Source organism: Dyella japonica, from assembly GCF_040545895.1.
Taxonomy (GTDB): domain Bacteria; phylum Pseudomonadota; class Gammaproteobacteria; order Xanthomonadales; family Rhodanobacteraceae; genus Dyella; species Dyella japonica_D.
Map to the genome: position 1 here is coordinate 1 of NZ_JBEPMU010000008.1, position 23318 is coordinate 23318.

General features: G+C 64.7%; 23 protein-coding genes. 9 read left to right on the forward strand and 14 right to left on the reverse strand.

What is annotated here, in order from left to right:
• Positions 1–75 precede the first annotated feature (75 nt).
• Together ABIC75_RS21590 and tyrS are read right to left on the reverse strand one after the other, a co-directional pair.
• The gene (locus ABIC75_RS21590) at positions 76–258 is read right to left on the reverse strand and encodes a hypothetical protein (RefSeq protein WP_354015963.1); all 183 of its coding nucleotides are present in this window, start codon (positions 256–258) and stop codon (positions 76–78) included.
• Positions 259–268: 10 nt separating this feature from the next.
• Complete coding sequence (gene tyrS / locus ABIC75_RS21595; RefSeq protein ID WP_354015964.1) at positions 269–1480, reverse strand: tyrosine--tRNA ligase; 1212 nt, start codon at positions 1478–1480, stop codon at positions 269–271.
• Positions 1481–1663: 183 nt separating this feature from the next.
• Between tyrS and ABIC75_RS21600 the strand changes: the two genes are divergently transcribed.
• Together ABIC75_RS21600 and ABIC75_RS21605 are read left to right on the forward strand one after the other, a co-directional pair.
• Positions 1664–3103, forward strand: a complete 1440-nt coding sequence (locus tag ABIC75_RS21600) for an OapA family protein (RefSeq protein ID WP_354015965.1) — start codon at positions 1664–1666, stop codon at positions 3101–3103.
• A gap of 6 nt (positions 3104–3109) precedes the next feature.
• Positions 3110–4228 (forward strand): anhydro-N-acetylmuramic acid kinase, encoded by a 1119-nt coding sequence (locus tag ABIC75_RS21605; RefSeq protein ID WP_354015966.1) that lies wholly within the window; start codon positions 3110–3112, stop codon positions 4226–4228.
• On the opposite strand, the gene ABIC75_RS21610 is transcribed toward ABIC75_RS21605, so the two are convergent.
• From ABIC75_RS21610 to ABIC75_RS21620, 3 genes are all read right to left on the reverse strand, one after another.
• Positions 4229–4531 carry a hypothetical protein gene (locus tag ABIC75_RS21610; protein WP_354015967.1) on the reverse strand — a complete coding sequence of 101 codons (303 nt, stop codon included), beginning with the start codon at positions 4529–4531 and terminating at the stop codon, positions 4229–4231.
• Positions 4532–4616: 85 nt separating this feature from the next.
• Positions 4617–5906 carry an AmpG family muropeptide MFS transporter gene (locus tag ABIC75_RS21615; RefSeq protein WP_436407967.1) on the reverse strand — a complete coding sequence of 430 codons (1290 nt, stop codon included), beginning with the start codon at positions 5904–5906 and terminating at the stop codon, positions 4617–4619.
• A gap of 25 nt (positions 5907–5931) precedes the next feature.
• On the reverse strand, positions 5932–6702 hold the full coding sequence (locus ABIC75_RS21620) for an exodeoxyribonuclease III (protein WP_354015968.1): 771 nt from the start codon (positions 6700–6702) through the stop codon (positions 5932–5934).
• A gap of 42 nt (positions 6703–6744) precedes the next feature.
• Between ABIC75_RS21620 and ABIC75_RS21625 the strand changes: the two genes are divergently transcribed.
• The 3 genes from ABIC75_RS21625 to ABIC75_RS21635 all read left to right on the forward strand — a co-directional run bounded on the left by ABIC75_RS21625 (position 6745) and on the right by ABIC75_RS21635 (position 8660).
• Positions 6745–7242 carry a GNAT family N-acetyltransferase gene (locus tag ABIC75_RS21625; RefSeq protein WP_354015969.1) on the forward strand — a complete coding sequence of 166 codons (498 nt, stop codon included), beginning with the start codon at positions 6745–6747 and terminating at the stop codon, positions 7240–7242.
• Between the two features lie 22 nt (positions 7243–7264).
• Positions 7265–7912 carry an orotate phosphoribosyltransferase gene (gene pyrE, locus ABIC75_RS21630; protein ID WP_354015970.1) on the forward strand — a complete coding sequence of 216 codons (648 nt, stop codon included), beginning with the start codon at positions 7265–7267 and terminating at the stop codon, positions 7910–7912.
• A 106-nt stretch (positions 7913–8018) separates the two neighbouring features.
• Entirely contained in the window at positions 8019–8660 is a 642-nt protein-coding gene (locus ABIC75_RS21635; RefSeq protein WP_354015971.1) for a DUF4124 domain-containing protein, read from the forward strand.
• A gap of 48 nt (positions 8661–8708) precedes the next feature.
• On the opposite strand, the gene ABIC75_RS21640 is transcribed toward ABIC75_RS21635, so the two are convergent.
• The 5 genes from ABIC75_RS21640 to ABIC75_RS21660 all read right to left on the reverse strand — a co-directional run bounded on the left by ABIC75_RS21640 (position 8709) and on the right by ABIC75_RS21660 (position 14559).
• The gene (locus ABIC75_RS21640; protein WP_354015972.1) at positions 8709–11042 is read right to left on the reverse strand and encodes a phosphomannomutase/phosphoglucomutase; all 2334 of its coding nucleotides are present in this window, start codon (positions 11040–11042) and stop codon (positions 8709–8711) included.
• Between the two features lie 60 nt (positions 11043–11102).
• Complete coding sequence (gene dut, locus ABIC75_RS21645) at positions 11103–11573, reverse strand: dUTP diphosphatase (protein WP_354015973.1); 471 nt, start codon at positions 11571–11573, stop codon at positions 11103–11105.
• A complete protein-coding gene (gene coaBC / locus ABIC75_RS21650) occupies positions 11570–12775 on the reverse strand; it encodes a bifunctional phosphopantothenoylcysteine decarboxylase/phosphopantothenate--cysteine ligase CoaBC (RefSeq protein WP_354016059.1) in 1206 nt (401 codons plus the stop codon). The genes dut and coaBC overlap by 4 nt, the downstream gene beginning before the upstream one ends.
• A 100-nt stretch (positions 12776–12875) precedes the next feature.
• A complete protein-coding gene (locus tag ABIC75_RS21655; protein ID WP_354015974.1) occupies positions 12876–13775 on the reverse strand; it encodes an SDR family oxidoreductase in 900 nt (299 codons plus the stop codon).
• Between the two features lie 40 nt (positions 13776–13815).
• The gene (locus ABIC75_RS21660) at positions 13816–14559 is read right to left on the reverse strand and encodes an SDR family oxidoreductase (protein WP_354015975.1); all 744 of its coding nucleotides are present in this window, start codon (positions 14557–14559) and stop codon (positions 13816–13818) included.
• Between the two features lie 112 nt (positions 14560–14671).
• Here ABIC75_RS21660 and ABIC75_RS21665 point away from each other — a divergent pair, with 112 nt between their 5' ends.
• The 4 genes from ABIC75_RS21665 to ABIC75_RS21680 all read left to right on the forward strand — a co-directional run bounded on the left by ABIC75_RS21665 (position 14672) and on the right by ABIC75_RS21680 (position 19254).
• On the forward strand, positions 14672–15574 hold the full coding sequence (locus ABIC75_RS21665; protein ID WP_354015976.1) for a LysR family transcriptional regulator: 903 nt from the start codon (positions 14672–14674) through the stop codon (positions 15572–15574).
• An 81-nt stretch (positions 15575–15655) separates the two neighbouring features.
• The gene (radC, locus tag ABIC75_RS21670; protein WP_354015977.1) at positions 15656–16327 is read left to right on the forward strand and encodes a RadC family protein; all 672 of its coding nucleotides are present in this window, start codon (positions 15656–15658) and stop codon (positions 16325–16327) included.
• Positions 16328–16806: 479 nt separating this feature from the next.
• Positions 16807–18498, forward strand: coding sequence for an arginine--tRNA ligase (argS, locus tag ABIC75_RS21675; RefSeq protein ID WP_354015978.1), 1692 nt, complete (start codon positions 16807–16809; stop codon positions 18496–18498).
• On the forward strand, positions 18499–19254 hold the full coding sequence (locus tag ABIC75_RS21680; protein WP_354015979.1) for an SPOR domain-containing protein: 756 nt from the start codon (positions 18499–18501) through the stop codon (positions 19252–19254).
• Between the two features lie 88 nt (positions 19255–19342).
• On the opposite strand, the gene ABIC75_RS21685 is transcribed toward ABIC75_RS21680, so the two are convergent.
• The 4 genes from ABIC75_RS21685 to ABIC75_RS21700 all read right to left on the reverse strand — a co-directional run bounded on the left by ABIC75_RS21685 (position 19343) and on the right by ABIC75_RS21700 (position 23061).
• Positions 19343–20203, reverse strand: a complete 861-nt coding sequence (locus ABIC75_RS21685) for an NAD(P)-dependent oxidoreductase (protein WP_354015980.1) — start codon at positions 20201–20203, stop codon at positions 19343–19345.
• A 16-nt stretch (positions 20204–20219) separates the two neighbouring features.
• Positions 20220–21410 carry a patatin-like phospholipase family protein gene (locus ABIC75_RS21690; protein ID WP_354015981.1) on the reverse strand — a complete coding sequence of 397 codons (1191 nt, stop codon included), beginning with the start codon at positions 21408–21410 and terminating at the stop codon, positions 20220–20222.
• Positions 21411–21426: 16 nt separating this feature from the next.
• A complete protein-coding gene (locus tag ABIC75_RS21695; RefSeq protein WP_354015982.1) occupies positions 21427–22167 on the reverse strand; it encodes an acetoacetate decarboxylase in 741 nt (246 codons plus the stop codon).
• Between the two features lie 108 nt (positions 22168–22275).
• Positions 22276–23061 carry a 3-hydroxybutyrate dehydrogenase gene (locus ABIC75_RS21700; protein WP_354015983.1) on the reverse strand — a complete coding sequence of 262 codons (786 nt, stop codon included), beginning with the start codon at positions 23059–23061 and terminating at the stop codon, positions 22276–22278.
• Positions 23062–23318: the final 257 nt, after the last annotated feature.

Below are 23318 nucleotides of genomic sequence, written 5' to 3' on the forward strand. Positions count from 1 at the left end.
GCCGTTTCTGCGTTGGAACATTTCGTTCCGAGTGAGCCGCTCATCTTACATCATCTTTCCGGTCCGTCAACACCTTCAGCGAAGAATTTTTGCTGTCGTTGTTGCCGTGGGAAGAAGCTGCCAGCGGCGGGAGGCGAATAATAGGCAGGCACCCCATCTTTGACAAGCAATTTTTGAAATTATTTTTGATGTTTCGCCTAAGACGTTGTTCTCACGCGAAACATCGTTGATCGACGCATCGCGATGACGTTGCGTCATCGCGATCAACTCATGCTTGCGTCAACAGGACGCGCGCGAAGTTGCGTTTGCCGATCTGCAAAACCCCCTCAAAACCCGGGGAAAACACGCGCTGTGCGTCTTCGACGACTTCCGCATCGATGCGAACGGCGCGTTCCTTGAGTTTGCGATTCGCTTCAGCGTTGCTCGGCGTAAGTCCCGCCGCAGTAAGTAGTGCGGGCAAACGCAGGCCTTCTGCAGGCACCGTAATTTCGGTGAGCGGCAACAAGCTGGTGTCGCCTTCGCCACGCACCACTGCGTGCCAGCCGGCGATCGCTTGTTCTGCTGCCGCCGCGTCATGGAAACGCGTGGCCAGTTCACGTGCCAATTTGATCTTTGCGTCGCGCGGATTGAGCACGCCGCTGACGACCTCTTCCTTCATGCGCGCGATGTCCGCCATCGACGTCTCGAAACTCAACAGTTCGAACCAGCGCCACATCAGGTCGTCGCCGATCTTCAGCGTCTTGGTGACGATGTCGATGGCCGGTTCATTGATGCCGATGTAGTTGCCCAGCGACTTGGACATCTTGTTGACGCCGTCGAGGCCCTCGAGCAGCGGCATGGTGAGCACGATCTGCGGCGGCTGGCCGTGGTGTTCCTGCAGCGCGCGACCCATCAGCAGGTTGAACTTCTGGTCGGTGCCGCCGAGTTCGACGTCGCATTTGAGTGCGACAGAGTCATAACCCTGCACCAGCGGATACAGGAATTCGTGGATGGCAATGGGCTGCTGGCCGGCGAAGCGCTTGGAGAAATCATCTCGCTCGAGCATGCGCGCCACCGTGTGCTGTGCGGCGAGCTTGATCATGTCGGCAGCGGTCATCTGGCCGAACCATTCGGAATTGAAGCGCAGTTCGGTGCGCTCCTTGTCCAGCACCTTGTAGACCTGCTCGGCATAGGTCTCCGCGTTGGCGAGCACGTCTTCGCGTGACAAGGGTTTGCGGGTGACGTTCTTGCCGGTCGGGTCGCCGATCATGCCGGTGAAGTCACCGATGAGGAAAATGACCTGGTGCCCCAGGTCCTGGAACTGGCGCATCTTGTTGAGCAGCACGGTGTGGCCCAGGTGCAGGTCCGGCGCGGTGGGGTCGAAACCGGCCTTGATGCGAAGCGGACGACCGAGCTTCAGGCGTGCGGCCAGCTCTTCCTGCTTGATGATCTCGTCGGCGCCGCGCGCGATGGTGGCCAGCGCCTGCTCAAGCTCGTTCATGTATTCCTCAAATTTTCGTTGTTCGGGGAGCATCGGAAAGCATAGCTTCCCGGGCATTGACGTTAAGTGTGCGTTAACCGGAAAGTTATCGCAACTCATTGATGGAAAAGGCGTTGACGCCCTTTACACAGGGCCGCTATGGTACGCGGCAATTAGAAATGTAGTACCTGGGGAACACCGGGCATGGGTGAGAGAAACGAGACCGCGCGCGCTGCGCGCAAACAGGCTATGCGTCGAAAGGCGCAGAAGCGTCACTCTCATTTTTATGAACGCTGCGCCCACTGGTCCTTTGGTTGCCATGGTGAGGCCGAACCCATCCGTTGGCATCGCGAACGCTGGATTCTCGCCGGCACCGCCCTCCTTATTACTGCCGTTTCCGGCTTCCTGATTCCCGCCTGGGCCAGCGCCATGCGCCCGGACACCATTTCGACGGCGCATGCCGTGCTGCCGCTGGAATTGCCCAAGGCCGCGCCCGTGGCAGCCCAGGCGCCCACGGTGGAAGACTGGCACATTGTGCAGGTGCAGCCGGGCCAGACGTTGTCGGATCTGTTCCAGAGCCAGGGCCTGAGCCTCACCGACGTGCAGCATGTGGTCGACCAGTCGGGCGACGCCAAGGCATTGCATCACATCAGCCCCGGGCAGGAATTCGATTTCCTGCTCGACAACGATGGCAGCCTCAAGGGCATCCGCTTCGACAAGGACGAATCCAACCGCACCACCATGCGCTTCGAAGGCGACAAGGCCACGGTCACGGCACAGGCGCGCGAAGTGGACCATCGCGAGCACGTGGCCCACGGTACCATCGACAGCTCGCTGTTCGCCGCCGGGTCCAAGGCCGGCATGAGCAACGCGATGGTGCTCAAGCTTGCCGAGCTCTTCAAATACGACATCGACTTTGTGCAGGACCTGCGCGAAGGCGACAGCTTTACGGTGATCTACGACGACGTGTACCGCGACGGCGCCTATCTGCATGAAGGCGACATCGTGGCGGCCGAGTTCGTGAACCAGGGCGAGCGCTATACCGCCTACCGCTTCAAGAAGGACGACGGCAGCTACGGCTGGTTCAGCGAGGACGGCCGCCCGATCCAGAAGTCGTTCCTGCGTATCCCGGTGGATTTCACGCGCATCTCCTCGCAGTTCAGCGCGGCACGCATGCATCCGATCCTGGGCCTGATGCGCGCCCATAAGGGCGTGGACTACGCCGCGCCCACCGGCACGCCGATCCACGCAGCGGGCGACGGCGTGATCAAGTTCAAGGGCTGGATGAACGGCTATGGCAATTTCGTGGTCGTGCAGCACAACGGTTCGATCAGCACGGCCTACGGCCACATGTCGAAGTTCGCCAACGAGAAAGTTGGCCAGCATGTGGGCCAGGGCGAAGTGATCGGTTACGTGGGCATGACCGGCCTTGCTACCGGCCCGCATCTTCATTACGAATTCCGCGTCAACAACGTGCAGCGCGATCCGCAGACGGTGACGCTGCCCAAGCCCGAACCGCTGCCGGGCGTACAGCTGGCCAAGTTCAAGTCGCAGGTGGTGCAGCCGCAGCTGGCCCGCCTGAAGACGCTGGACGCCAACATCAAGCTGGCCAAGGCCAGCGGCACCAAACGCAACGACGACTGAGTCCCCGTGGACAACGCTACGGCGCTTTACCTTGGCCTGATCTCGGGCACCAGCGCCGATGGCATCGATGCCGCGCTGGTGCGGTTCGAGCACGACACGCCACAAGTGATCGACGCGCTCACGCATCCATGGCCTGAGGATCTGCGCACGCGCATCCTGGCGGTGGCGCAGGACGAGACGCGGCTCGATCTGGATGCCTATGGACGCCTCGACGTGGCCATCGGCCAATGCTTCGCGCAGGCTGCGCAGCAATTGCTTGGCCGTAATGCAGCGCATGCGCCGGCAGTTCGAGCGATCGGCTCGCACGGACAGACCTTGCGACACCGGCCCGCGGGCGCGTTTCCCTTCACGTTGCAGGTAGGCGACCCTTCGGTAATTGCCGAACACTGTGGCATCGATGTGGTGGCCGATTTCCGCCGGGCCGATGTGGCCGCGGGTGGCCAGGGCGCACCGCTGCTGCCTGCCGTGCACGCAATGCTGCTGGGTCGCGCTGATGGCGTACGCGTGGTGCTCAACCTCGGCGGCATCGCCAACATCACGGTGCTCGATCCGGCCGGGAAGGTGTTTGGCTTCGACACCGGTCCTGCCAACGGGCTGATGGATGCGTGGCATTTGCGCCACCGCGGCGCGGCCTACGACGCGAACGGTGCCTTCGCGGCTTCCGGCCGTGTGGACGACGTGCTGCTCGCCGCCTTGCTGGCCGATCCCTACTTTGCGTTGCCTGCGCCCAAGAGCACGGGGCGCGAGCATTTCCATCTCGCCTGGCTGGAAAGCCACGCAGGCGTAGCAACGCTCTCGCCTGCCGACGTGCAAGCCACGCTGCTGGAGCTTTCGGCGCGCAGCATCGCCGATGCCATCGAACGCCACGCGCCCGAAGCCTTCGACGTACTGGCTTGCGGCGGCGGCGTGCATAACGCCGTGCTGATGCGACGACTGGGCGAACTGTTGGGAACGCGCGAGCTGGCGAGCACGGCCGCTCACGGCGTCGATCCCGACTACCTGGAAGCCACGGCGTTCGCGTGGCTGGCGCGGCAACGTCTGCTGGGGTTGCCCGGCAATCTTCCCGCTGTCACGGGAGCCCGGGGGCCGCGCGTGCTGGGTGCGGTGTATCCCGCACCGCGCTGATCAGAAGCTGTCGTCGCCCAATACGCTGTTGCTCTGGGCCAGCGCGGCCGTGGGTGCGCGCGAAAGCGCCTGCAGCGCTTCCTGGAACGCGGCCTTTTCCTTGGCGTCCCACTGACCGCCGAGCGTGGTCAGGTCGCCCGGATCGAGCATGGTTTCCGCAAACACGTTCGACGAGGCCATGCCGAGGCCATGGCGCAGTGCGTGCAGCACCACGTCATTGATCGACCACTGCCTTTCCTTGGCGAGCGTCTTGATGCGCTCGGCCATGAGGTTGTCGATATGGCGTATGACGAGGTCCGGCACGGACGCTTCCTCCGACAGTCATAAGCCCCCTGTGACTTGATCTTGTCACAGGGTCAAGGGCGAGACTATCGACCGCTTGGCTGATTCACGCCGAAGGTTCTTTCGCGGCGGCGACGTCCCCGGGCCGGTCCTTGCTGAAACGTGGCCACAGATACGCAAAGAGCAGCGTGGCAGGAACGATGGACACCACGGTCAGCATGAAATAACTGCCATAGCCCGTGGCCATGGCGATGCCGCCGGCGAAGAAGCCCAGCACCTTGCCGGGCAGGTTGACCATGGAGCTGAGCAAGGCGTACTGGGTGGCCGTATGGTCGCGGCTGACCAGTGAGGAAAGAAACGCCACGATGGGAGGACCGAGCACGCCGAGGGTGAAATTCTCGACGGAAATCACCACGGTCAGCACGACAAGATTCCCAGGGTGTGCGATCAGCCACAGGTAACCCAGGTTGCTGGCACCGGCCAGCACCATCGACACCCCTAGGCTGCGCCAGGCGCCCCAGCGCGCCACCGCCGCGCCGCCGACGAACACGCCCACGATGCCGATCCATACGCCCCACAGCTTGGTGATCGTGCCGATCTGCGTCTGGGTGAACCCCATGTCCAGGTAGAACGGGCCCATCACGCCGCCTACGGTCGCCTGTTCGGGGATCTTGAACAGCAGGATGAAGAGCAAGGTGATGCTCGCCAACGCCCATCCATAGCGCCGGAAGAAATCCGCGAACGGGTCGATCACGCTCAACTGCATGGCAGCGCGCCAGCTATGCGGCGTTGTTCGCACTACCTCCGGTTCGCGTGCGAACAGCGTGGCCAGTATCGGCACCAGCATCGCCAACGCGAAAACGAAGTAGATCACCGGCCAATCGAGATGGTCGGCAAGAATGAGCGCACCGGCACCCGTGACGATGAGTGCGATGCGGTAGCCCAGCGAGTAGGTCGCCACCAGCGCGCCTTGCGTGGCCGTGGGCGCGATCTCGATGCGATAAGCGTCGACCGCGATGTCCTGCGTGGCACCGAAGAACGCCACGACCAGGGTCGCCGCCACGAACAAGGGCAATTGCGCCGGCGTCAACTTCGCCATGGCAAGCAAGCCGCCCATCACGGCCAGTTGCGCCAGCAAGAGCCAGCTGCGCCGCTGGCCCAGGCGCCCCAGCGCGCCAGGCAGACGCACGTGATCCAACAAGGGCGCCCAGAGGAACTTGAGCGCGTAGAACATCCCCGCGCTCGCGATCATGGTGATTTCCTTCAACACGATGCCGTGCTTTCGCAACCAGATGGCGACGGTGTAGGACACCAGCAGAAACGGCAGGCCCGACGAAAAGCCCAGCAGGAACATCGTCCACGCAGCCGGCTGCGTGAACGCATGCCACACCGACACCTTCGATTTCCTGGCCGGTGCCGCCTCAGTCGGCATAGTCGACCGTATACGGCGCGTGGTCCGAGAAGCGTTCGTCGCGGTAGATGGAACAACGCTTCAGGCGATCGCGCAGACCTGGCGTGACGATCTGGTAGTCGATGCGCCAACCCACGTCGTTAGCGCGCGCGTTGCCGCGGTTGGACCACCAGGTGTAGTCCTCGCCCTTGGGATGCAGCGTACGGTAGCTGTCCACCCAACCGTGCTTGTCGACCAGGTCGTTGAGCCACGCGCGTTCTTCGGGCAGGCAGCCTGAGTTCTTCTGGTTGGATTTCCAGTTCTTGATGTCCAGCTCGCTGCGCACGATGTTCCAGTCGCCGCACAGCACATAGTCGCGGCCGCTCTTCATCCACTCGTCGAAGATGGGCGCGATCCAGTCCATCACCTTGAACTTGAACTGCTGGCGCTCGTCGCCCGACGAGCCGGACGGCACGTACAGCGACACCACGCTGAGCTTGCCGAAGCGCGCCTCGATGTAGCGGCCTTCGTTGTCGAACGGTGCCCAGCCCAGCGCCGTGCGCACTTCGTCGGGTTCGCGCTTGGCGTAGATCGCCACGCCGCTGTAGCCCTTCTTGCTGCTGGCGTCACGATAGAAGCAGTGGTGCCCGTCGGGACGGAACATGGCGTCGGAGAGCTGGTCTTCCTGCGCCTTGGTTTCCTGCAGGCAGACCACATCGGCCTTCTGCTGCCGAAGCCATTCGAAGACGCCCTTGGTGCCGGCGGAACGGATGCCGTTGGCGTTGAGGCTGATGATGCGCATGTCAGGTGCTCGGGATCCAAAGGATGGGCCATCATAGCAACCATGCCTGATCGCCCCGATATCCGCGTCGTGCCCGCCGACGCTGCCCGCTACCCCACGTTGTTGCAGCTGCAGGTGCATGAGCTGCAACGCGATTTCGTGGGGCCCATCGCCGTCTCGCTCGCCGATGCCGCGCAGTGCGAGGGCAGCGAGGCCATGGCCATCCTGTGCGACGACGAGCCGATCGGTTTCTATCGCATCGAGAAACAGGCGCGCAGCATCGCGGACCGGGATTTCGAACGACCCACGCTGGGCCTGCGCTCGTTCTTCATCGACGCACGCTGGCAAGGCCAAGGCCTGGGCACGCGCGCGCTGGCTGCGGTGATGCGTGATCTCGCGCAACGTCACCCAGCGGCGCGCGACGTGGTGCTGACCGTGAACGTCCGCAACACGCCGGCCCTCGCACTGTATCGACGCGCCGGCTTCCGCGAGACCGGCGAGCTGTACCATGGCGGGCGTTCCGGGCCGCAGCACGTGATGCTGGGCGCCCTGCCCCTTTGAACCCGAACCAGAGAAAGCTGCCGTGCACGACTACCAGCGCGATTTCATCGAACTCACCCTGCAGCGCGACGTGCTGCGTTTTGGCGACTTCACGCTGAAGTCCGGCCGCCAGAGTCCCTATTTCTTCAACATGGGCCGCATCGATTCCGGCGCGGCGCTGGCCCAGTTGGGCCGCGCCTACGCAGCGGCCGTGGTCAATTCGGGCATCGAGGTCGACATGCTGTTCGGCCCGGCCTACAAGGGCATCGCCCTCGCCGCCGCCACGGCCATCGCCCTGGCGGACCAGCACGAGCGCGACCTGCCCTGGGCATACAACCGCAAGGAAGCGAAGGATCACGGCGAAGGCGGCGTGCTGGTCGGCGCACCGCTCAAAGGCCGCGTGCTGATCGTGGACGACGTGATGACCGCAGGCACCGCCGTGCGCGAATCGCTGGCGCTGATCCGTGCGCAGGGCGCCACGCCGGCCGGCGTGCTGATCGCGCTCGATCGCCAGGAGCGCGGCCAGGGCGAGATGTCCGCCGCGCAAGAAGTCACCGCCCAGTTTGGTATTCCGGTAATCGCCATCACCAGCCTGGGCGATGTGCTTGCCTATGCCGGGGAGCGCCCGGAGCTCGCGTCCGAACACGCGCGTCTGGTGTCGTACCGGCAACAGTACGGCGTGAACGGCTGACGGGCCGATCGTTGGCGACGTCGGTCACATCGTCACGAGTGACGCCATGCCAACCTCAAGGTGTCACGGTTTCGGCCGCTATACTTCCGCCCACAAGGGGGAATTCATGCGTAAAACTGCTTTTGTCATCGCGTTGCTCGCGCTGGCCACCGTCGTGCACGCCCAGAAGGCGGGGTCCTATCGATATCGGTGGAAGGATGCGACCGGCTTGCCACACTACAGCGACAGCCTTACCTCGGACGCACTGAAGTACGGTTACGACTTGGTCAACGATCGCGGCATCGTCGTCCAGCACGTCGACCGCCAGCTCACGCCGGAAGAGCGTGTGGCTGCGCAGAAGGCCGCCGAACAACAGGCCGTCGTGGACCGTGCCGCCGAACAGCGCAAGCGCAACGACGCACAGATGCTCGCGGCCTACCCGACGGAAACGTCGTTCAAAACGTCTCAGCAGGAAAACCTCGACAGCCTCGACCAGCAGATCGGCACGACCCGCTCCAACCTGCGTAGCCAGGAAAAGGCGCTGACGGATCTTCTGACCCGCGCAGGCGACCTGGAGCGAGCCAAGCAACCGGTGCCCAAGTCCCTCAACGACAGCATCGCCAAGCAGCGCGATGTAGTGGCTCATCAGCGCGATGCACTGGAGCGCCAGCAGAATGCACGCGACGCCCAGGTGCAGAAGAACACGCAGGATCTTATGCACTACCGCGATCTGAAAGCCGCCCAGGCCAAGGAACAGCAAGGCCAGTAATCCGATTTTCAGTTCAAGGAAAAAGCCCCGGCATGTCCGGGGCTTTTTTCAGAACGGCAGCTTGAGCGAGCGGTCGACCGCCAGCAACTGCTCGCGGAAGACTCTCTTGATGCGTGCGAGCGCCGCGTCGTTGTCCGCATCGAATCGCAGCACAAGAATGGGTGTAGTGTTGGAAGGACGCACCAGGCCCCAACCATCGGGCCAGTCCGCGCGCACGCCGTCGATGGTGGTTAGCGTGGCATCACCGAAGGTCGCCTTCTGGCGGAAGGCCTCGATGAAGCGGTAGTGCTCACCTTCGGCCATCTCCACCTTGAGTTCGGGTGTGGAAACGCCCTTGGGACAGGTGGCGAAGATTTCCTCGGGCGTGCGTTCTTCCAGGTCGCCGGCGAGGATTTCCATCAGGCGCGCGCCGGCGTAGATGCCGTCGTCGAAGCCGTACCAGCGTTCCTTGAAGAAGAAGTGGCCGCTCATCTCGCCGGCCAGTTCCGCCCCGGTCTCGCGCATCTTGGCCTTGATCAACGAGTGGCCCGTACGCCACATCATCGGGCTGCCGCCGGCATCGAGGATCACGCCCTTGAGGTGTCCCGTGCACTTCACGTCATAGATCACCGTAGCGCCGGGCTGGCGCGACAGCACGTCGCGCGCGAACAGCATCAGCTGGCGATCGGGAAAGATGATCTCGCCATCCTTCGTCACCACGCCCAAGCGATCACCATCGCCATCGAAGGCCAGACCAAGATCGGCCCCGGTCTGCTTCACCGCGAAGATCAGGTCTTCCAGGTTGTGCGGATCGGACGGATCGGGGTGATGGTTCGGGAACGTACCGTCGACATCGCAGTAGAGCGGAATGACATCGCACCCGATGCCTTCCAGCACCTGCGGCGCCACCGCGCCGGCGATGCCGTTGCCGCTGTCGATGACGACCTTGAGGCGACGCTCGGCCTGCACATCGGAGGTGATGCGGTCGATGTAGTCAGGCACGACGTCGACGTGGCGAAGGTTACCCTTGCCGCCGCGTTCGAGACGTTCACTGACGATGCGCTGGTAAAGGTCCTGGATGGCGCCTTCGGACAAGGTCTCGCCGCCTACTACGATCTTGAAGCCGTTGTAGTCGGGCGGATTATGGCTGCCAGTCACTGCCACGCCGCAGCCGGTATTGAAGCGGTAGGCGGCGTAATAGACCACCGGCGTGGGCACGGCGCCGAGATCGATCACGTCGATACCGGCCTCGCGCAGACCATCGGACAACGCACCCGCCAACTCAGGACCGGAAAGGCGACCATCGCGCCCCACCACGATCTCCCGCAACCCTTTCTCGTGCATCACCGTGCCGATGGCCTGGCCCAGCAGATGCGCCACCTCCTTGGTGAGCGACTTGCCAACGACGCCGCGCACGTCGTACGCGCGGAAGATGGCGGGATCGATCGTGGCGGGTGCGGGCTTGGCCGGCTTGGGCGGCGCGATGCGGGCGGGCGCGACGGGGGTTTCGGGTTCCGGCGGGGTATCGAGCAGGTCGGCCAGCACCGGCTCCGCCAGGTCCTCGCGGGCGCGAAGGCCTCGCGGGCGATTGCGCATCCAGATCAAATAGAGGCCACCGGCAAGACACAGCAAACTCAGGAAGGCGGTCAGCGGCCATACGCGCGGCAGCACGATGAAGGCGGTCGGCAAGGCCGCGAGTATGCTGAACGTGCTGCCATCGACGGGTACGCCGTTGGCTTCGCGTTCGGCCGAATTACTTCCGGAAGCGAGCAAACGCAGATCACCGCGATCGTCGCCCTGGCGAAGTTCCAGTCGTCCGCCACCCGTTGCAATGGACTCGAAACGTTCCTGCACCGGCGCAAACGGCAACGCCGTCCACACCCAGGCCTGCGGGTGCCCTGCCAGTCCCACCGGAATCACGATGGACAACACGCGCGTGCCCTTGGCATCGGGCACGCTTTGCGTCAGCGGTTTGCCGTCGGCGGTCTGCGCCGCCATCAGCTGGGCCGCCTTGCCGTAACCGAACACACGGTAGTTGGCGTGCAGCACTTCATCGAGACTGCCGCTGTACACCTCCACCGCCAGCGCGTGCGGAATGAGCTGGCGAAGTTCGGTGGCGGCCTGCGCGGGATCGGCGACGATGTGGGCAGGGTCCATGGAGTGAACGGCCGCTTCCACATGACCGCGCTCGCTGGCGATCTCCGCGGCAATGACATCGACCGCCTGCTTCTGGGCGCTATGCACGTGCTCGACGACGCTGCCTTCGTCGAAGATCTGCCAGGTCTGCCAGAGACAGAACAGGCCCGCGAGCACCAGCAAGGTACCCGCCGCCAGCGGCAGCAGGCGGCGCCCGTCGATGGATCCGGCAAGGCTTCGGCCGCCGGCGTTGAAGATCTTGGCCATGTCCTGTCCCCGCACAGGCTATCTGGTCGCTTCAAACGCGGGCGCGAGCGCCCGCATCACTCAATTGACACCGGTCGAACCGAATCCGCCTTCGCCCCTCTGCGATGGCGCGAACTCCTGCACCATCTTCAGCCGTGCCTGTGCCACCGGCACCAGCAGCAATTGGGCGATGCGATCGCCCACCGCGATGGTGTACGGCTGCGTGCCGCGATTCCAGCACGAAATCATCAGCGGGCCCTGGTAGTCCGCATCGATCACGCCCACCAGGTTGCCCATCACCAGCCCATGCTTGTGACCAAGACCCGAGCGCGGCACGATCAGCGCGCACCAACCCGGATCACCGATATGGATGGCCATGCCGCTGGGCACCAACGCGCTTTCGCCCGGCTGCAGGGTCAGCGGCGCTTCGATGGCGGCGCGCAGGTCCATGCCGGCGCTGCCGACGGTGGCCGCTTGCGGCAAGGGAATGGAATCACCCAGGCGCGCATCGAGGATCTTCAGCTCGACATCGATCCCGACGCCAGCCGTCACGGGCGCACCGCCCGGTAACGCTCGGCCACCTTGGCCACCAGCTGACGTGCCAGCTCCGTCTTCGAAGCACGCGGCAGTGCGATGGCCCCATCCGGACCGTAAAGCGTAAGAGCGTTGTCGGCGGCCTCGAAGCCGAGGCCACCGCCCACCTGGTTGGCGGCAATCATGTCCAATCCTTTGCGCTTGAGTTTGTCTTGCGCGTATCGCTCCACATCATGCGTTTCCGCGGCGAATCCGACCAAGAAGGGGCGCACGGTTTGCGCAGCCAGCGTGGCGAGGATGTCGGGATTCTCCGCAAGGCGCAGCTCCAGTGGCGCGCCGTCGTGCTTCTTGAGCTTCTGGCTGGCCACTTCGGCCGGGCGATAGTCACCCACCGCGGCGGCGGCGATATAGATGTCCGCACCAGCGGACGCATCCACCACGGCATCGCGCATCTGCTCGGCGCTGCGCACATCGATGCGGCGGACAATGCCCGGCGGCGTCGCCATGCTCACGGGGCCGGCCACGAGCGTCACGTTGGCACCGGCCTGCGCGGCGGCTTCCGCCACGGCGAAACCCATGCGACCCGAACTGCGGTTGCCGATGAAACGCACGGGGTCGATGTCCTCATACGTCGGCCCCGCGCTCACCACGACCTTGAGGCCGCGCAGCACCTGCGCACCGAACGAGGCGATCAGAGCCTCACGCAGCTCCAGGGGTTCAAGCATGCGGCCCGAACCGATGTCACCGCAGGCCTGATCACCCGAGGCAGGACCGAGGATATGCACGCCGCGCTGGCGCAAGATCTCCACGTTGGCCTGCACGGCCGGATGCGCCCACATCTGCTGGTTCATCGCAGGGGCCACATAAAGCGGCGCGGCACTGGCGAGGCAGACGGTGGTGAGCAAGTCGTTCGCCATGCCATGCGCCAGGCGGGCGATCAGGTCGGCGCTGGCGGGCGCGATGATGATGCGTTCGGCCCAACGCGCCAGTTCGATATGACCCATGGCCGCTTCGGCTTCGGCATCCCACAGGCTGGTGCGCACCGGCTGGCCGGAGAGCGCCTGGAACGTCGTCGCGCTTACGAAGTGAGCGGCGTTCTCGGTCATCACCACGCGGACCTCGGCATCGAGGTCGCCCAGGCGACGAACCAGTTCGCACGATTTGTAGGCCGCGATACCGCCGGATACGCCCAGCAGGATGCGGCGTTGGGCAAGACTCATGGTGTTGATGCCTGACGACCGGTTGGTGTCGTAGCTTACCGGAATCATTCATCCCGCTCGGTAAAACGAAGCGGGCGGCTCGGGGCCGCCCGCATGATCCTCAAGCCGTGACGCGGGGATGGAGGATGTCCTCCAGGCCGATGCGGCGCAGCAGCTCCGCCCGAACGCGATCGGCCACGCCGTTGACGATCTCGGCGCCGTCTTCCGACGGATCGATATGCACGCGGAACGGACGCTTGCCGAACGGCTTGCCCACCACCTCGACGATGGCCTGCGCTACGGCTTCCGGATCGACATCCGCGGGCTCCAGCGAGGCCAGGCCCTTGAAGGCGACCTCGCCGAAATCGCCGGTGGGGCCGTCGGCGTAGATCCTGGCGACCGCTTCATCGGCCGGCGCACCGGCATGGGCAAAATGATTGGTGCCCTTGGTGAAGGCGCCAGGCACCACGATGGACGTCTCGATGCCCCAACGCGCCAACTCGCCTGCATAGCTCACCGCCAGCGAATCCATGCCTGCCTTGGCGGCGAAGTACGGCGCCAGGTACGGCGGCGTGCCACCGCGCACGCTGCTGGACGACACCCACACCACCAGTCCACGCCCCTGCTTGCGCAACTGCGGCAGCGCGGCGCGGTTGACGCGCTGCGTGCTCAGCACATTGGTGTCGTAGAGCTGGGCGAACTGTTCCGGCGTAAAGGCTTCGGCGGGGCCGTAGGACATGTGACCCGCATTGTGGACAACCACGTCGAGCCGCTGGTGCTCGCCGATGATCTGCGCGATGGCCGCGTCCACCGACGGCTGCGAGGCCACATCCATCTCGATGGCGCGCAGGTCGACGCCGTATTCCTTGGCGTATTGCTGCATGTCGGTGACGCGCGCTGCATTGCGGCCGGTCGTTTCGCGCATGCCGGCATAAACCGTGTGGCCGGCATGGGCCAGCGCGCGTGCGCTCATCAGGCCAAAGCCGCTCGATGCGCCCGTGATGACGATGACGTACTTCATGATGCGTTCTCCTGAAAGGGTTCGATGCGGGGAAGGACGTTCAGACAATGCCGCCGTTGGCGCGCAGCACCTGGCCGTTGACCCAGCCACCGTCGGGGCCGGCGAGGAAGGACACGACGCCGGCGATGTCATCGGGCGTGCCCAGGCGTTCGAGCGGGGCCATCTTCGCGAGCTGGTCGACCTGCTCCTGCGTCTTGCCCTTGAGGAAGAGGTCGGTGCCGGTGGGGCCTGGCGCCACGGCGTTCACCGTGATGGCGCGGCCACGCAGTTCCTTCGACAACACGTGCGTCATCGATTCCACGGCGGCCTTGGTGGCCACGTACACGCCGTAGGTCGGGAAGTTCAGGCCCACCACGCTGGTGGAGAAATTCACGATGCGGCCACCCTGGCGCAGGCGCTTACCGGCCTCGCGCAGCGTGTTGAAGGTGCCCTTGAGGTTGATGGCGATGGTGCGGTCGAACAGTGCGTCGTCGCTGTCGCTGATCGGCGCCAGCTGCATGATGCCGGCGTTGTTCACCAGCACGTCCACGCCACCGAAGGCGGTTTCGGCCGCATCGAACATGCGGCGCACGGCCGCCGGGTCGGCCACGTCGGCCTGCGCGGTCAGCGCGCGACCACCCGCACCTTCGATCTTGCGCGCCAGCGCTTCGGCCGAGGCCGCATCGCCGGCGTAGTTGATGACCACGGTGAAGCCGTCGCGGGCCAGGCGTTCGGCCACGGCGGCGCCAATGCCACGGGAGGCGCCAGTAACGATGGCGACCTTGGATGCTGTGTTGGCAGACATGGGGAAGATCCTCTGAAGGGGCCGACCGTTGTCGGCGTGAGCAGAGGATGGTCTTTTCTTGGTGGCGGATAATCTGCTTGAATCCGTCATCATCATTCGGACATTCCGAACAATGGACAAGGTCGACGCCATGCGCCTGTTCGCCCGCATCGTGGAGCGCCGCAGCTTCACGCTGGCCGCGCAGGACCTGGAATTGCCGCGCTCCACCGTCACCGAAGTGGTGAAGCGACTGGAAGCCCGGCTGGGCGTGCGCTTGCTGGAACGCACCACCCGGCAGGTACGTCCCACGCTCGATGGCGAGGCCTATTACCAGCGTTGCCTGGGCATCCTTGCCGAGATCGAGGAGGCCGAGGCGGCCTTCATCGGCGCGCGGCCCAGCGGCCCGTTGCGGGTGGACGTGCACAGCGTGCTGGCGCGGCACTTCATGCTGCCGGGCTTGCCCGATTTCCTGGCGCGCTATCCGGAGATCCAACTGCGCATTGGCGAAGGCGACCGTTATGTGGACCTCGTGCGCGAGGGGGTCGATTGCGTGCTGCGCGTTGGCAAACCCACTGACAGCAGCATGATCGGGCGCCAGATCGCCACCCTGGCCGAAGGCACCTACGCCAGTCCCGCCTATCTGGCGCGCCATGGCACGCCGACAACGCCGAACGATCTCGGCGGCCATCAGATGGTGGCCTTCGTGTCCTCAGCCGCCGGCAGCGTGCTGCCACTGGAATTCCAGATGGCTGGCGGCGTGCGCGAACACCTGCTGCCCCATCCCGTGACCGTGGCTGGTGCGGAGATGTATGTCGCCACGGCACGGCTGGGCCTTGGCCTCATCCAGGTGCCGAACTATCGCGTGCAGGACGACCTGGTCCGCGGCACGCTCGTGGAGGTGCTGGCGCGCTTTCCACCCACGCCCTCGCCCGTCTATGTGCTGTATCCGCAGAACCGGCAGCTGTCGCCGCGCGTGCGCGTCTTCATCGACTGGCTGAGCGCCGAGTTCGCGGCACGGCTGCCCGCCACGATCTGACCTGCCCTCGGCACGAACACGCACAAGGGCACCGATGTGCGCCGATGGGCATGTCTCGCATCGGACGGCAGGCTCGTCGGGATGAGCATCCGTGAATGGCCCGAGGGCGAGCGTCCTCGCGAAAAACTCCTGAGCCGCGGCTGCGCGGCGCTGTCCGACGCGGAACTGATCGCGGTGCTGCTGGGCAGCGGCGTTCCCGGCAAGGATGCCATCGCCCTCGGTCGCGAACTGCTGGGTACCGCCGGTGGCCTTGGCGTGCTGCTCGCCGACCCGGCCGGCACCGTTCGCCTGCGTGGCATCGGCCCGGCGAAACGGGCGCGCCTCATGGCGGCACTCGAACTGGCGCGCCGCGCCTTGGCGGAACAACTCGTCGAACGCCCCGCCCTGGGCAACCCGCGCGACAGCGGCAGCTACCTGCGGGCGCAGCTGAAGCATCTGCCGTACGAAGTATTTGGCTGCCTGTTCCTGGACAATCGCCACCGCGTGTTGGCGTTTGAAGAACTTTTCCGCGGCACACTCGATGGCGCCAGCGTCCATCCGCGCGAAGTCGTGCGCGCCTGCCTGCGCCACAACGCGGCGGCGGTCATTTTTGCCCACAACCATCCGTCGGGCGTGGCCGAACCCAGCGCCTCGGACCGCGCCATCACGCGGGATTTGAAGGATGCGCTGCACTTGATCGGCGTCCGCGTGCTCGATCATCTGGTGATCGGCAGCGGCGAACCGGTCTCGATGGCCATGCTGGGGTTGATCTAGCCCCAAAAAACAACGGCGCGGGGGGAGATCCGCGCCGTATGGCCGTCTTGTGGGGAGAAAGGAGAGTCACGGCAGTCTCCTGTCCCCGTCGGCGGGGAGGTGCCTGGGGGACAAGAGGAAGTGTGGCAATGCCGCATGACAGGGTCATGACGTGGATCGAGACAAATGCCGGAGGCGCTCCCGGCAGGCGCGTCCTGTGACTTATGCACATTTGGCCTGAGACGGCACTTTCCGTTCACAATCTCTTGCGGCCCTCATATGTGACGCGTAGCCTGCTGATTCAATTGATTATTTTTTGTGACATGGCGATTTCCAACGGGAAAAGCCAATATCCGCTCGTGCAGCGGCCAAGCTTCCCCACAGACTTATCCACAGACTTCCCCACCGCATCGCAGCACGCTGCCGCACACCCCGGAACCACGGCCGTCAAGGCCTGTGTCTGTTAGGATTGGGGGTTCCATCGCCGTCAGACCCTTACCGTGAAAGAACAGCTGCGCGAACTGCTGCTGCAGGCCATTCGTACCCTGCAGAACGACGCCACCCTGCCTGCCGACCTCGAAGTGCCCAACTTCGTGATCGAACGCACGCGCAGCCGCGATCATGGTGACTTCGCGGCCAACGCGGCGATGCTGCTGGCCAAGCCCGCCCGCGCCAAGCCGCGCGAGTTGGCCGAGAAGCTGGTCGCCGCCCTGCCGGCCAATACGCTGGTGGGCAAGGTGGAGATCGCCGGGCCCGGCTTCATCAACTTCTTCCTCGCGCCGGGCGCCTATCACGCCGAAGTGGGCCGTGTGCTCGTGGACGGCAACGCCTACGGCCGCAGCACCAGCGGCAAGGGCGTAATGGCAGGCGTGGAATTCGTGTCCGCCAACCCGACCGGTCCGCTGCACGTGGGCCACGGCCGCAACGCGGTGCTGGGCGATTGCATCGCGCGCGTGCTCGATGCCACCGGCTGGAACGTGCGGCGCGAGTTCTACTACAACGACGCCGGCGTGCAGATCCACAATCTCGCCGTGTCGACGCAGGCGCGCGCGCGCGGGCTCACGCCGAACGATGCCGGCTGGCCGGAAGACGGCTACCGCGGCGACTACATCGCCGACGTGGCGCAGGCCTACCTCAACGGCGACACCGTTGAAGTGGAAGGGCATGTGGTCGTTGGCGCGAAGGACGCCGAAGATCTGGAAGCCATCCGTCATTTCGCCGTGGCCTACCTGCGCCGCGAGCAGAACCTGGACCTGGCCGCCTTCGGCGTCAGCTTCGACGTGTACTACCTCGAGTCCTCGCTCTACGGCGACGGCAAGGTGGACGAGACCGTGCGCGAGCTGGTTTCCCACGGCCACACCTACGAGGAAGGTGGCGCCTTGTGGCTGCGCTCCACCGACTACGGTGACGACAAGGACCGCGTGATGCGCAAGTCCGACGGCAGCTACACGTACTTCGTGCCGGACGTGGCCTACCACATGACCAAGTGGCAGCGCGGCTACGTCAACGCGGTCACCGTGCTCGGTTCCGATCACCACGGCTCGCTGGCGCGCGTGAAGGCGGGCCTGCAGGCGTTGGACACCGGCATTCCCAAGGGTTACCCGAACTACGTGCTGTACCAGATGGTGACGGTGATGCGTGGCGGCGAAGAGGTGAAACTCTCCAAGCGCGCCGGCAGCTACCTCACCTTGCGCGACCTCATCGAGGAAGCCGGCCGCGACGCCACCCGCTACTTCCTGATCGCCCGCAAGGCCGATTCGCAGCTGGTGTTCGACATCGACCTGGCGCGCTCGCAAAGCAACGACAACCCGGTCTACTACATCCAGTACGCCCACGCCCGCGTGAGCCGCGTGCTGGAAGAACTGGCCGAACGCGGCCTGCCGCCGGTGGACACGCAGGCAGGCGTGGCCCAGCTCTCACGTCTGGACAGCGAACACGAACAAGCCTTGTTCACCGAGCTGTCGCGTTACCCGGAAGTGGTGGAAGCCGCAGCCGCCAATCTGGAACCGCACCTGATCGCGCAATATCTGCGCGAACTCGCGGGCGCGCTTCACAGCTACTATCACGAGCACAAGTGGATCGTGGATGACGCCGAGTTGCGCAATGCGCGCATCACGCTGGCGCTTGCCGTACGCCAGGTCATCCGCAATGGTTTGGATTTGCTGGGACTCAGTGCCCCGGAGAAGATGTAAATGGCAGCACGCAAGGGCAAAGGTCGACAGGCCGTCCGCAACAACAGCGGTGGCATGCCGGGCTGGGGTTGGGCCGTCATCGGCATCCTGATCGGTGCCGTGCTGATGTTTGCCATGCGCGGACATCTGCCGATGGCGCCGCGCGCCAGCGATGGCCCGCAACCCAACGCCCAGGCCACCGCGCAGCGCGGCAGCGATGCCGGCGCCGCCGGCTCGGAATCCACCTCCGCCAATGACATCGCGCCCGCGGCGAAAAAGCCGCAATACGACTTCTACTCCGTGCTGTCGGAGAAGGAAGTGCGTATTCCCGATGCCGTGATCAGCGCGCAGGCCAAGGCCGAGCAGCAGCAGAAACAGCAGGCCGCCCAGCAGGCAGCGCAGGCCGCCGCACAGCAACAGGCCCAGGCCGCCGCGCAGAAGCCGGCGCCTGGTCCGGCCGCGGTGTCCGAAGCCATCACGCCGGCGCCGGAATCGGCAGTGCGTGCACCGGCACCGACCGCGGCGGCCGCCACACCGACGGCCAGCGGTTATCTCCTGCAGGTCGGTGCCTTCCCGAGCCCGTCCGACGCGGAGACGCTGAAGGCCAAGCTCGCCATGCAGGGCTTCGTCGCCAACGTGTCGCCGGTGAGCGTCAACGGCCAGACCTACAACCGCGTGCGCTTGGGCCCGTTCCATTCGGCCACTGAACTGGAATCGGCCAAGCAGCGCTTGTCCTCGGCCGGCATCAATGCGATTGCGTTGAAGGAAGGCAAGTAAGCAAGGCGCCGCTTCACGCGCGCAAGGAAAAAGGCCGTGTCGATGACACGGCCTTTTTTGTTTCAGCGTCCGCGCAGATCGACGCTCATCAGCCTTTTCGCTTGAGCCTGATCAAACCGGAAATGTCATCGTCACCGTAGCCCTGGCTCATGAGTTCGGCATAGTCGGCGAGCGAGCGCTCGATCACGCTGCGATTGGTGCCGGCGCTTTCGGCAATGCGACGCACGATGCCCAGATCCTTGTGCAGCAGGCCCAGCTTGAAGCCCACGCTGAATTCGTTGCGCAGCATGGTGGCGCCGCGCTTTTCGAGGAACCAGTTGCCGGCGGCGCCAGCACCCAGCGTGGGCAGCAAGCGTTCCGGATCCAGGCCCAGCGCCTCGGCCAGCGCGAGGCCTTCGCACACGCCTTGTGCAATGCCAGCCACGAGTACCTGGTTCACCGCCTTGGTCGCCTGGCCCGCGCCGACATCGCCCAGATGCGTGACGCGCAGCGCATACGCTTCCAGCACCGGACGCGCGCGTTCGAGCACGTCGGCGTCGCCACCCACCATCACGGAGAGCTTGCCGTTCTTCGCACCTTCCACGCCACCCGACACCGGTGCATCGAGGAAACGCGCAACGACGGTGGAAAGCTTCGCGGCGGCCTGCTTGGCCGTGTCGGGTGCCACGGTGGAGTGATCCACCACGATTGCGCCCTGCTTCAGATGCGGCATGAGCGCATCGACGGTGGAGAGCACGTCGGCATCGGCGGTGACGCACAACGCGATCACGTCGCACTGCGCGGCGATCTCCGCCAGCGACGGAGCGGCGACGCCAAGTTCCTTCGCCACGGCATCGGCATTGGACTGCGTGCGGCTGGCCACGGCATGGAGCAGGCCATGGGTTTTGAGATGTCCGGCCATCGGCGTGCCCATGGCGCCGAGTCCGATGAATGCTGCCTTGAGACTCATGTGTGTTCCTGGGGTTTCAATCGTCACAGTGTACGTCGTGCGTCACGAAGGGGTGCTCGGCCGAGGGCTTTTCGAACCACTCCGGCTCATCGAGTGTGCACTGCATGTCGTCTCTGCCGCTGGCCCAGTGCTGGCGCATGCTGTCCGCGCTGAACTCGTAATCCTTGTAGTGCCCTTCGTACGGCTTATTGCGATAGATGAGGTGGAACAGGTTGACCAGTGCGCCGCTCGCGTAGATGTCTGCCTGGCGGTAGGCCTGGTGATGACGCTGGTCTTCCGGCACCAGCGCCATCAGGTCATGCAGCACGCGCTGCTGGCGCTGGCGGTTGGCCATGTACTCGGTGATCAGGCGCGTGCGGCTGGAATACTGGATGTCCTTGGCGCGCGTGGTGACTTCGGCCAGGTCGCGCGGCAGTTCACCGCGCGCGCTCCACAGGTCCACCTGGAAGATCAGCGAGTCGCGGCACGAGGCATCGGACAGCACCTTGTACAACGGCGTATTGGAGACCATGCCGCCATCCCAATAGAACTCGCCGTCCACTTCGATGGCCGGAAAACCCGGCGGCAACGCACCGGACGCCATGAAATGCTCGACCCGCAGGTTGCCGCCGGTGTTGTCGAAGTAAGCGAAGTTGCCGGTGCGGATGTTCACCGCACCCACCGACACGCGCATCGAGGTCTTGTGGTTGATGCGGTCGAAATCGACCAGCCGTTCCAGCGTGCCCTTCAGTGGCGAGGTGTCGTACCAGCTGGCCGTGGCGGGCGACGCGCGCCATGGCAGCAGAGGGAACGGACGCGGCGTGAAGAAACCGGGTTGCCCTTCCATCAGCGCGCGCAACGCCGCCAGCCCGCTCAGGCCGTTCTGCCATGGCAATTCCCACGCCCCCGGATCCAGCGGCACCGTGGGCCAGGTGGGCATCAACGGCGGCCGCGTGATCGATTGCCAGAATTCGCGCAATCGCGCGACGCGTTGCTCGGGCGCATTGCCGGCGATGATCGCCGCGTTCAATGCGCCGATGGAAATGCCCGCCACCCAGTTCGGATGCAGGCCGGCCTCGTCCAAGGCCTCGTAAACGCCAGCCTGGTAGGCGCCCAATGCGCCGCCACCCTGCAATACCAGGGCGACGGTTTCGTATTTCTTATGGTGCTGCTTGAGCACATCGCGTGCGGAAGCGTTGGGTGCTTTGCTTTTCTTGCGGACGTCCATACGAATCAGCCTCGACTCACTCGGCCAGATAATCGTGCACCACGGTGCCCAGGTCGAGCGTCAGGTCCGTGATGAAATGCAGGGCCGATACCACTTTGAGCACGGGCAGTTCCGCCACCGGTGCGAGCGCATGCGGATGAAGCTCCAGCGATGCCGGCCCGGTCCACGCGCCCTTGAGTGTCACGTTGGTGGTGAAGTAACGGACCAGTTCGCAGATGCGCGGCGTGCCGTCCACGTGCGGAATGATCTTGAGCAGGAAGTTGGGCGCCGCCAGCGAGTCCAGCACGGCTTGGTGATCGGCCGGCCGGTGCTTGAACCCCATGGTGGCCTTGGCCACGCGCACCTTGCCGTAGTCCAGCGTGCCCACCAGCGTATCGATCTCGGTATCCAGCTGCGGCGTAGCCAGCTTTTTGGGGAAACCCCACAGCTCGCGACCGCCCGCGATCGGCGGGTGGTCGTTCAAGTACATCGAATGCACGTAGCCGCCATGCTGGCCCTGGAAGCTGACCGGAATCACCTGGCCCGATTCGGTGTAGTCACCGAAGCCGGTGGAATCGGGCATGCGGATGAATTCGTACTTCACCAGCGGCTCGCCGATCTCCAGTGGCTCCGGCACCACCTCGCGCAAGGCGTCGGGGTCGGTGCGATAAGTGATGACCAGGAATTCGCGATTGACGAAGCGATAAGGTCCCAGCGGAAACGCTGGACTGGTCAACGGCATGGCGAAGGCATTGGCCTTCACGTCAGCGATCTTCATGGTGGCACTCCCGGCAGGTTGCCCGCGCGGCGCAATCGAGCACGCGTGGTGCGGTATCGATGGGCACGAATGCTTCCCCGCCCGACACCGCCGGGCGGGGCACGTCGATTACTGCATGTACCAGCCGTGGCTCACCACGATGGACTGACCGGTGAGCGCCGCCGACGGGAACGTGGCCAGATACAGCGCCGTCTGCGCGATGTCTTCCACCGTGGTGAACACGCCGTCCACGGTGTCCTTGAGCATCACGTTCTTGATCACCTCGTCTTCGCTGATGCCCAGCTCTTTCGCCTGCTCGGGAATCTGCTTTTCCACCAGCGGCGTGCGCACGAAGCCGGGGCAGATCACGTGCGAGCGCACATTGTGCGCGGCGCCTTCCTTCGCCAGCGTGCGCGCCAGGCCCAGCAGGCCGTGCTTGGCGGTGACATAAGCGGATTTGAGCTTGGATGCCTCGTGCGAATGCACCGAGCCCATGTAGATCACGGTACCGCCGCGATCGCCCTTGTACATGTGCTTGAGCGCAGCCTTGGTGGTGAGGAAGCCGCCATCGAGATGGATGGCCAGCATCTTCTTCCAGTCGGCAAACGCGAACTGCTCGATCGGGTTGATGATCTGCACGCCCGCATTGGAAATGAGGATATCGAGATGGCCAAACTGCGCGACCACCTTGTCGGTGCCCGCATTCACGGCGTCTTCGTTGGTGACATCCATCGCGATGCCGATGGCCTTGCCGCCCGCCGCGTTGATTTCATTCGCAGCCGCATCGGCGGCCTGCTGGTTGATGTCGGCGATGGCGACTGCGGCGCCATTCTTTGCATAAAGCTCGGCAATTGCCTTGCCCAGGCCGCTGGCTGCGCCAGTGATGAGTGCCACCTTGCCGTCGAGACTTGCCATAACCACTCCTGTCGATGGGGAACGGGGGAAAGCAGAAACGGTTGTCAGGTTGAAGCCTGTGTCGTCGTCAACGGCACGGGCTGTCACAGCCTGCCGGTGTGCGGCCATGCGACGAACGGATAACGTCGCGCGCCGCCCTCTCCTGCCTCGTCATTCCGGCGCAGGCCGGAATCCAGTGGCGGCCATGTGCGGTTGTCGCGAAAAGCCCGATGTCGACCTTCGCAAAAATCCAACACCCGGCAACTGGATTCCGGCCT

Coding starts and splice junctions, on each gene's coding strand:
- tyrS (WP_354015964.1), bottom strand. CDS start 1,480: ATGAACGAGCTTGAGCAGGCGCTGGCCACCATCGCGCGCGGCGCCGAC.
- coaBC (WP_354016059.1), bottom strand. CDS start 12,775: ATGAGTCTTGCCCAACGCCGCATCCTGCTGGGCGTATCCGGCGGTATC.
- ABIC75_RS21695 (WP_354015982.1), bottom strand. CDS start 22,167: ATGAAGATCGCTGACGTGAAGGCCAATGCCTTCGCCATGCCGTTGACC.
- ABIC75_RS21600 (WP_354015965.1), top strand. CDS start 1,664: ATGGGTGAGAGAAACGAGACCGCGCGCGCTGCGCGCAAACAGGCTATG.
- ABIC75_RS21665 (WP_354015976.1), top strand. CDS start 14,672: ATGGACAAGGTCGACGCCATGCGCCTGTTCGCCCGCATCGTGGAGCGC.
- ABIC75_RS21590 (WP_354015963.1), bottom strand. CDS start 258: ATGACGCAACGTCATCGCGATGCGTCGATCAACGATGTTTCGCGTGAG.
- ABIC75_RS21685 (WP_354015980.1), bottom strand. CDS start 20,203: ATGAGTCTCAAGGCAGCATTCATCGGACTCGGCGCCATGGGCACGCCG.
- ABIC75_RS21700 (WP_354015983.1), bottom strand. CDS start 23,061: ATGGCAAGTCTCGACGGCAAGGTGGCACTCATCACTGGCGCAGCCAGC.
- ABIC75_RS21690 (WP_354015981.1), bottom strand. CDS start 21,410: ATGGACGTCCGCAAGAAAAGCAAAGCACCCAACGCTTCCGCACGCGAT.
- ABIC75_RS21625 (WP_354015969.1), top strand. CDS start 6,745: ATGCCTGATCGCCCCGATATCCGCGTCGTGCCCGCCGACGCTGCCCGC.
- ABIC75_RS21680 (WP_354015979.1), top strand. CDS start 18,499: ATGGCAGCACGCAAGGGCAAAGGTCGACAGGCCGTCCGCAACAACAGC.
- radC (WP_354015977.1), top strand. CDS start 15,656: ATGAGCATCCGTGAATGGCCCGAGGGCGAGCGTCCTCGCGAAAAACTC.
- ABIC75_RS21635 (WP_354015971.1), top strand. CDS start 8,019: ATGCGTAAAACTGCTTTTGTCATCGCGTTGCTCGCGCTGGCCACCGTC.
- ABIC75_RS21660 (WP_354015975.1), bottom strand. CDS start 14,559: ATGTCTGCCAACACAGCATCCAAGGTCGCCATCGTTACTGGCGCCTCC.
- ABIC75_RS21640 (WP_354015972.1), bottom strand. CDS start 11,042: ATGGCCAAGATCTTCAACGCCGGCGGCCGAAGCCTTGCCGGATCCATC.
- ABIC75_RS21620 (WP_354015968.1), bottom strand. CDS start 6,702: ATGCGCATCATCAGCCTCAACGCCAACGGCATCCGTTCCGCCGGCACC.
- ABIC75_RS21655 (WP_354015974.1), bottom strand. CDS start 13,775: ATGAAGTACGTCATCGTCATCACGGGCGCATCGAGCGGCTTTGGCCTG.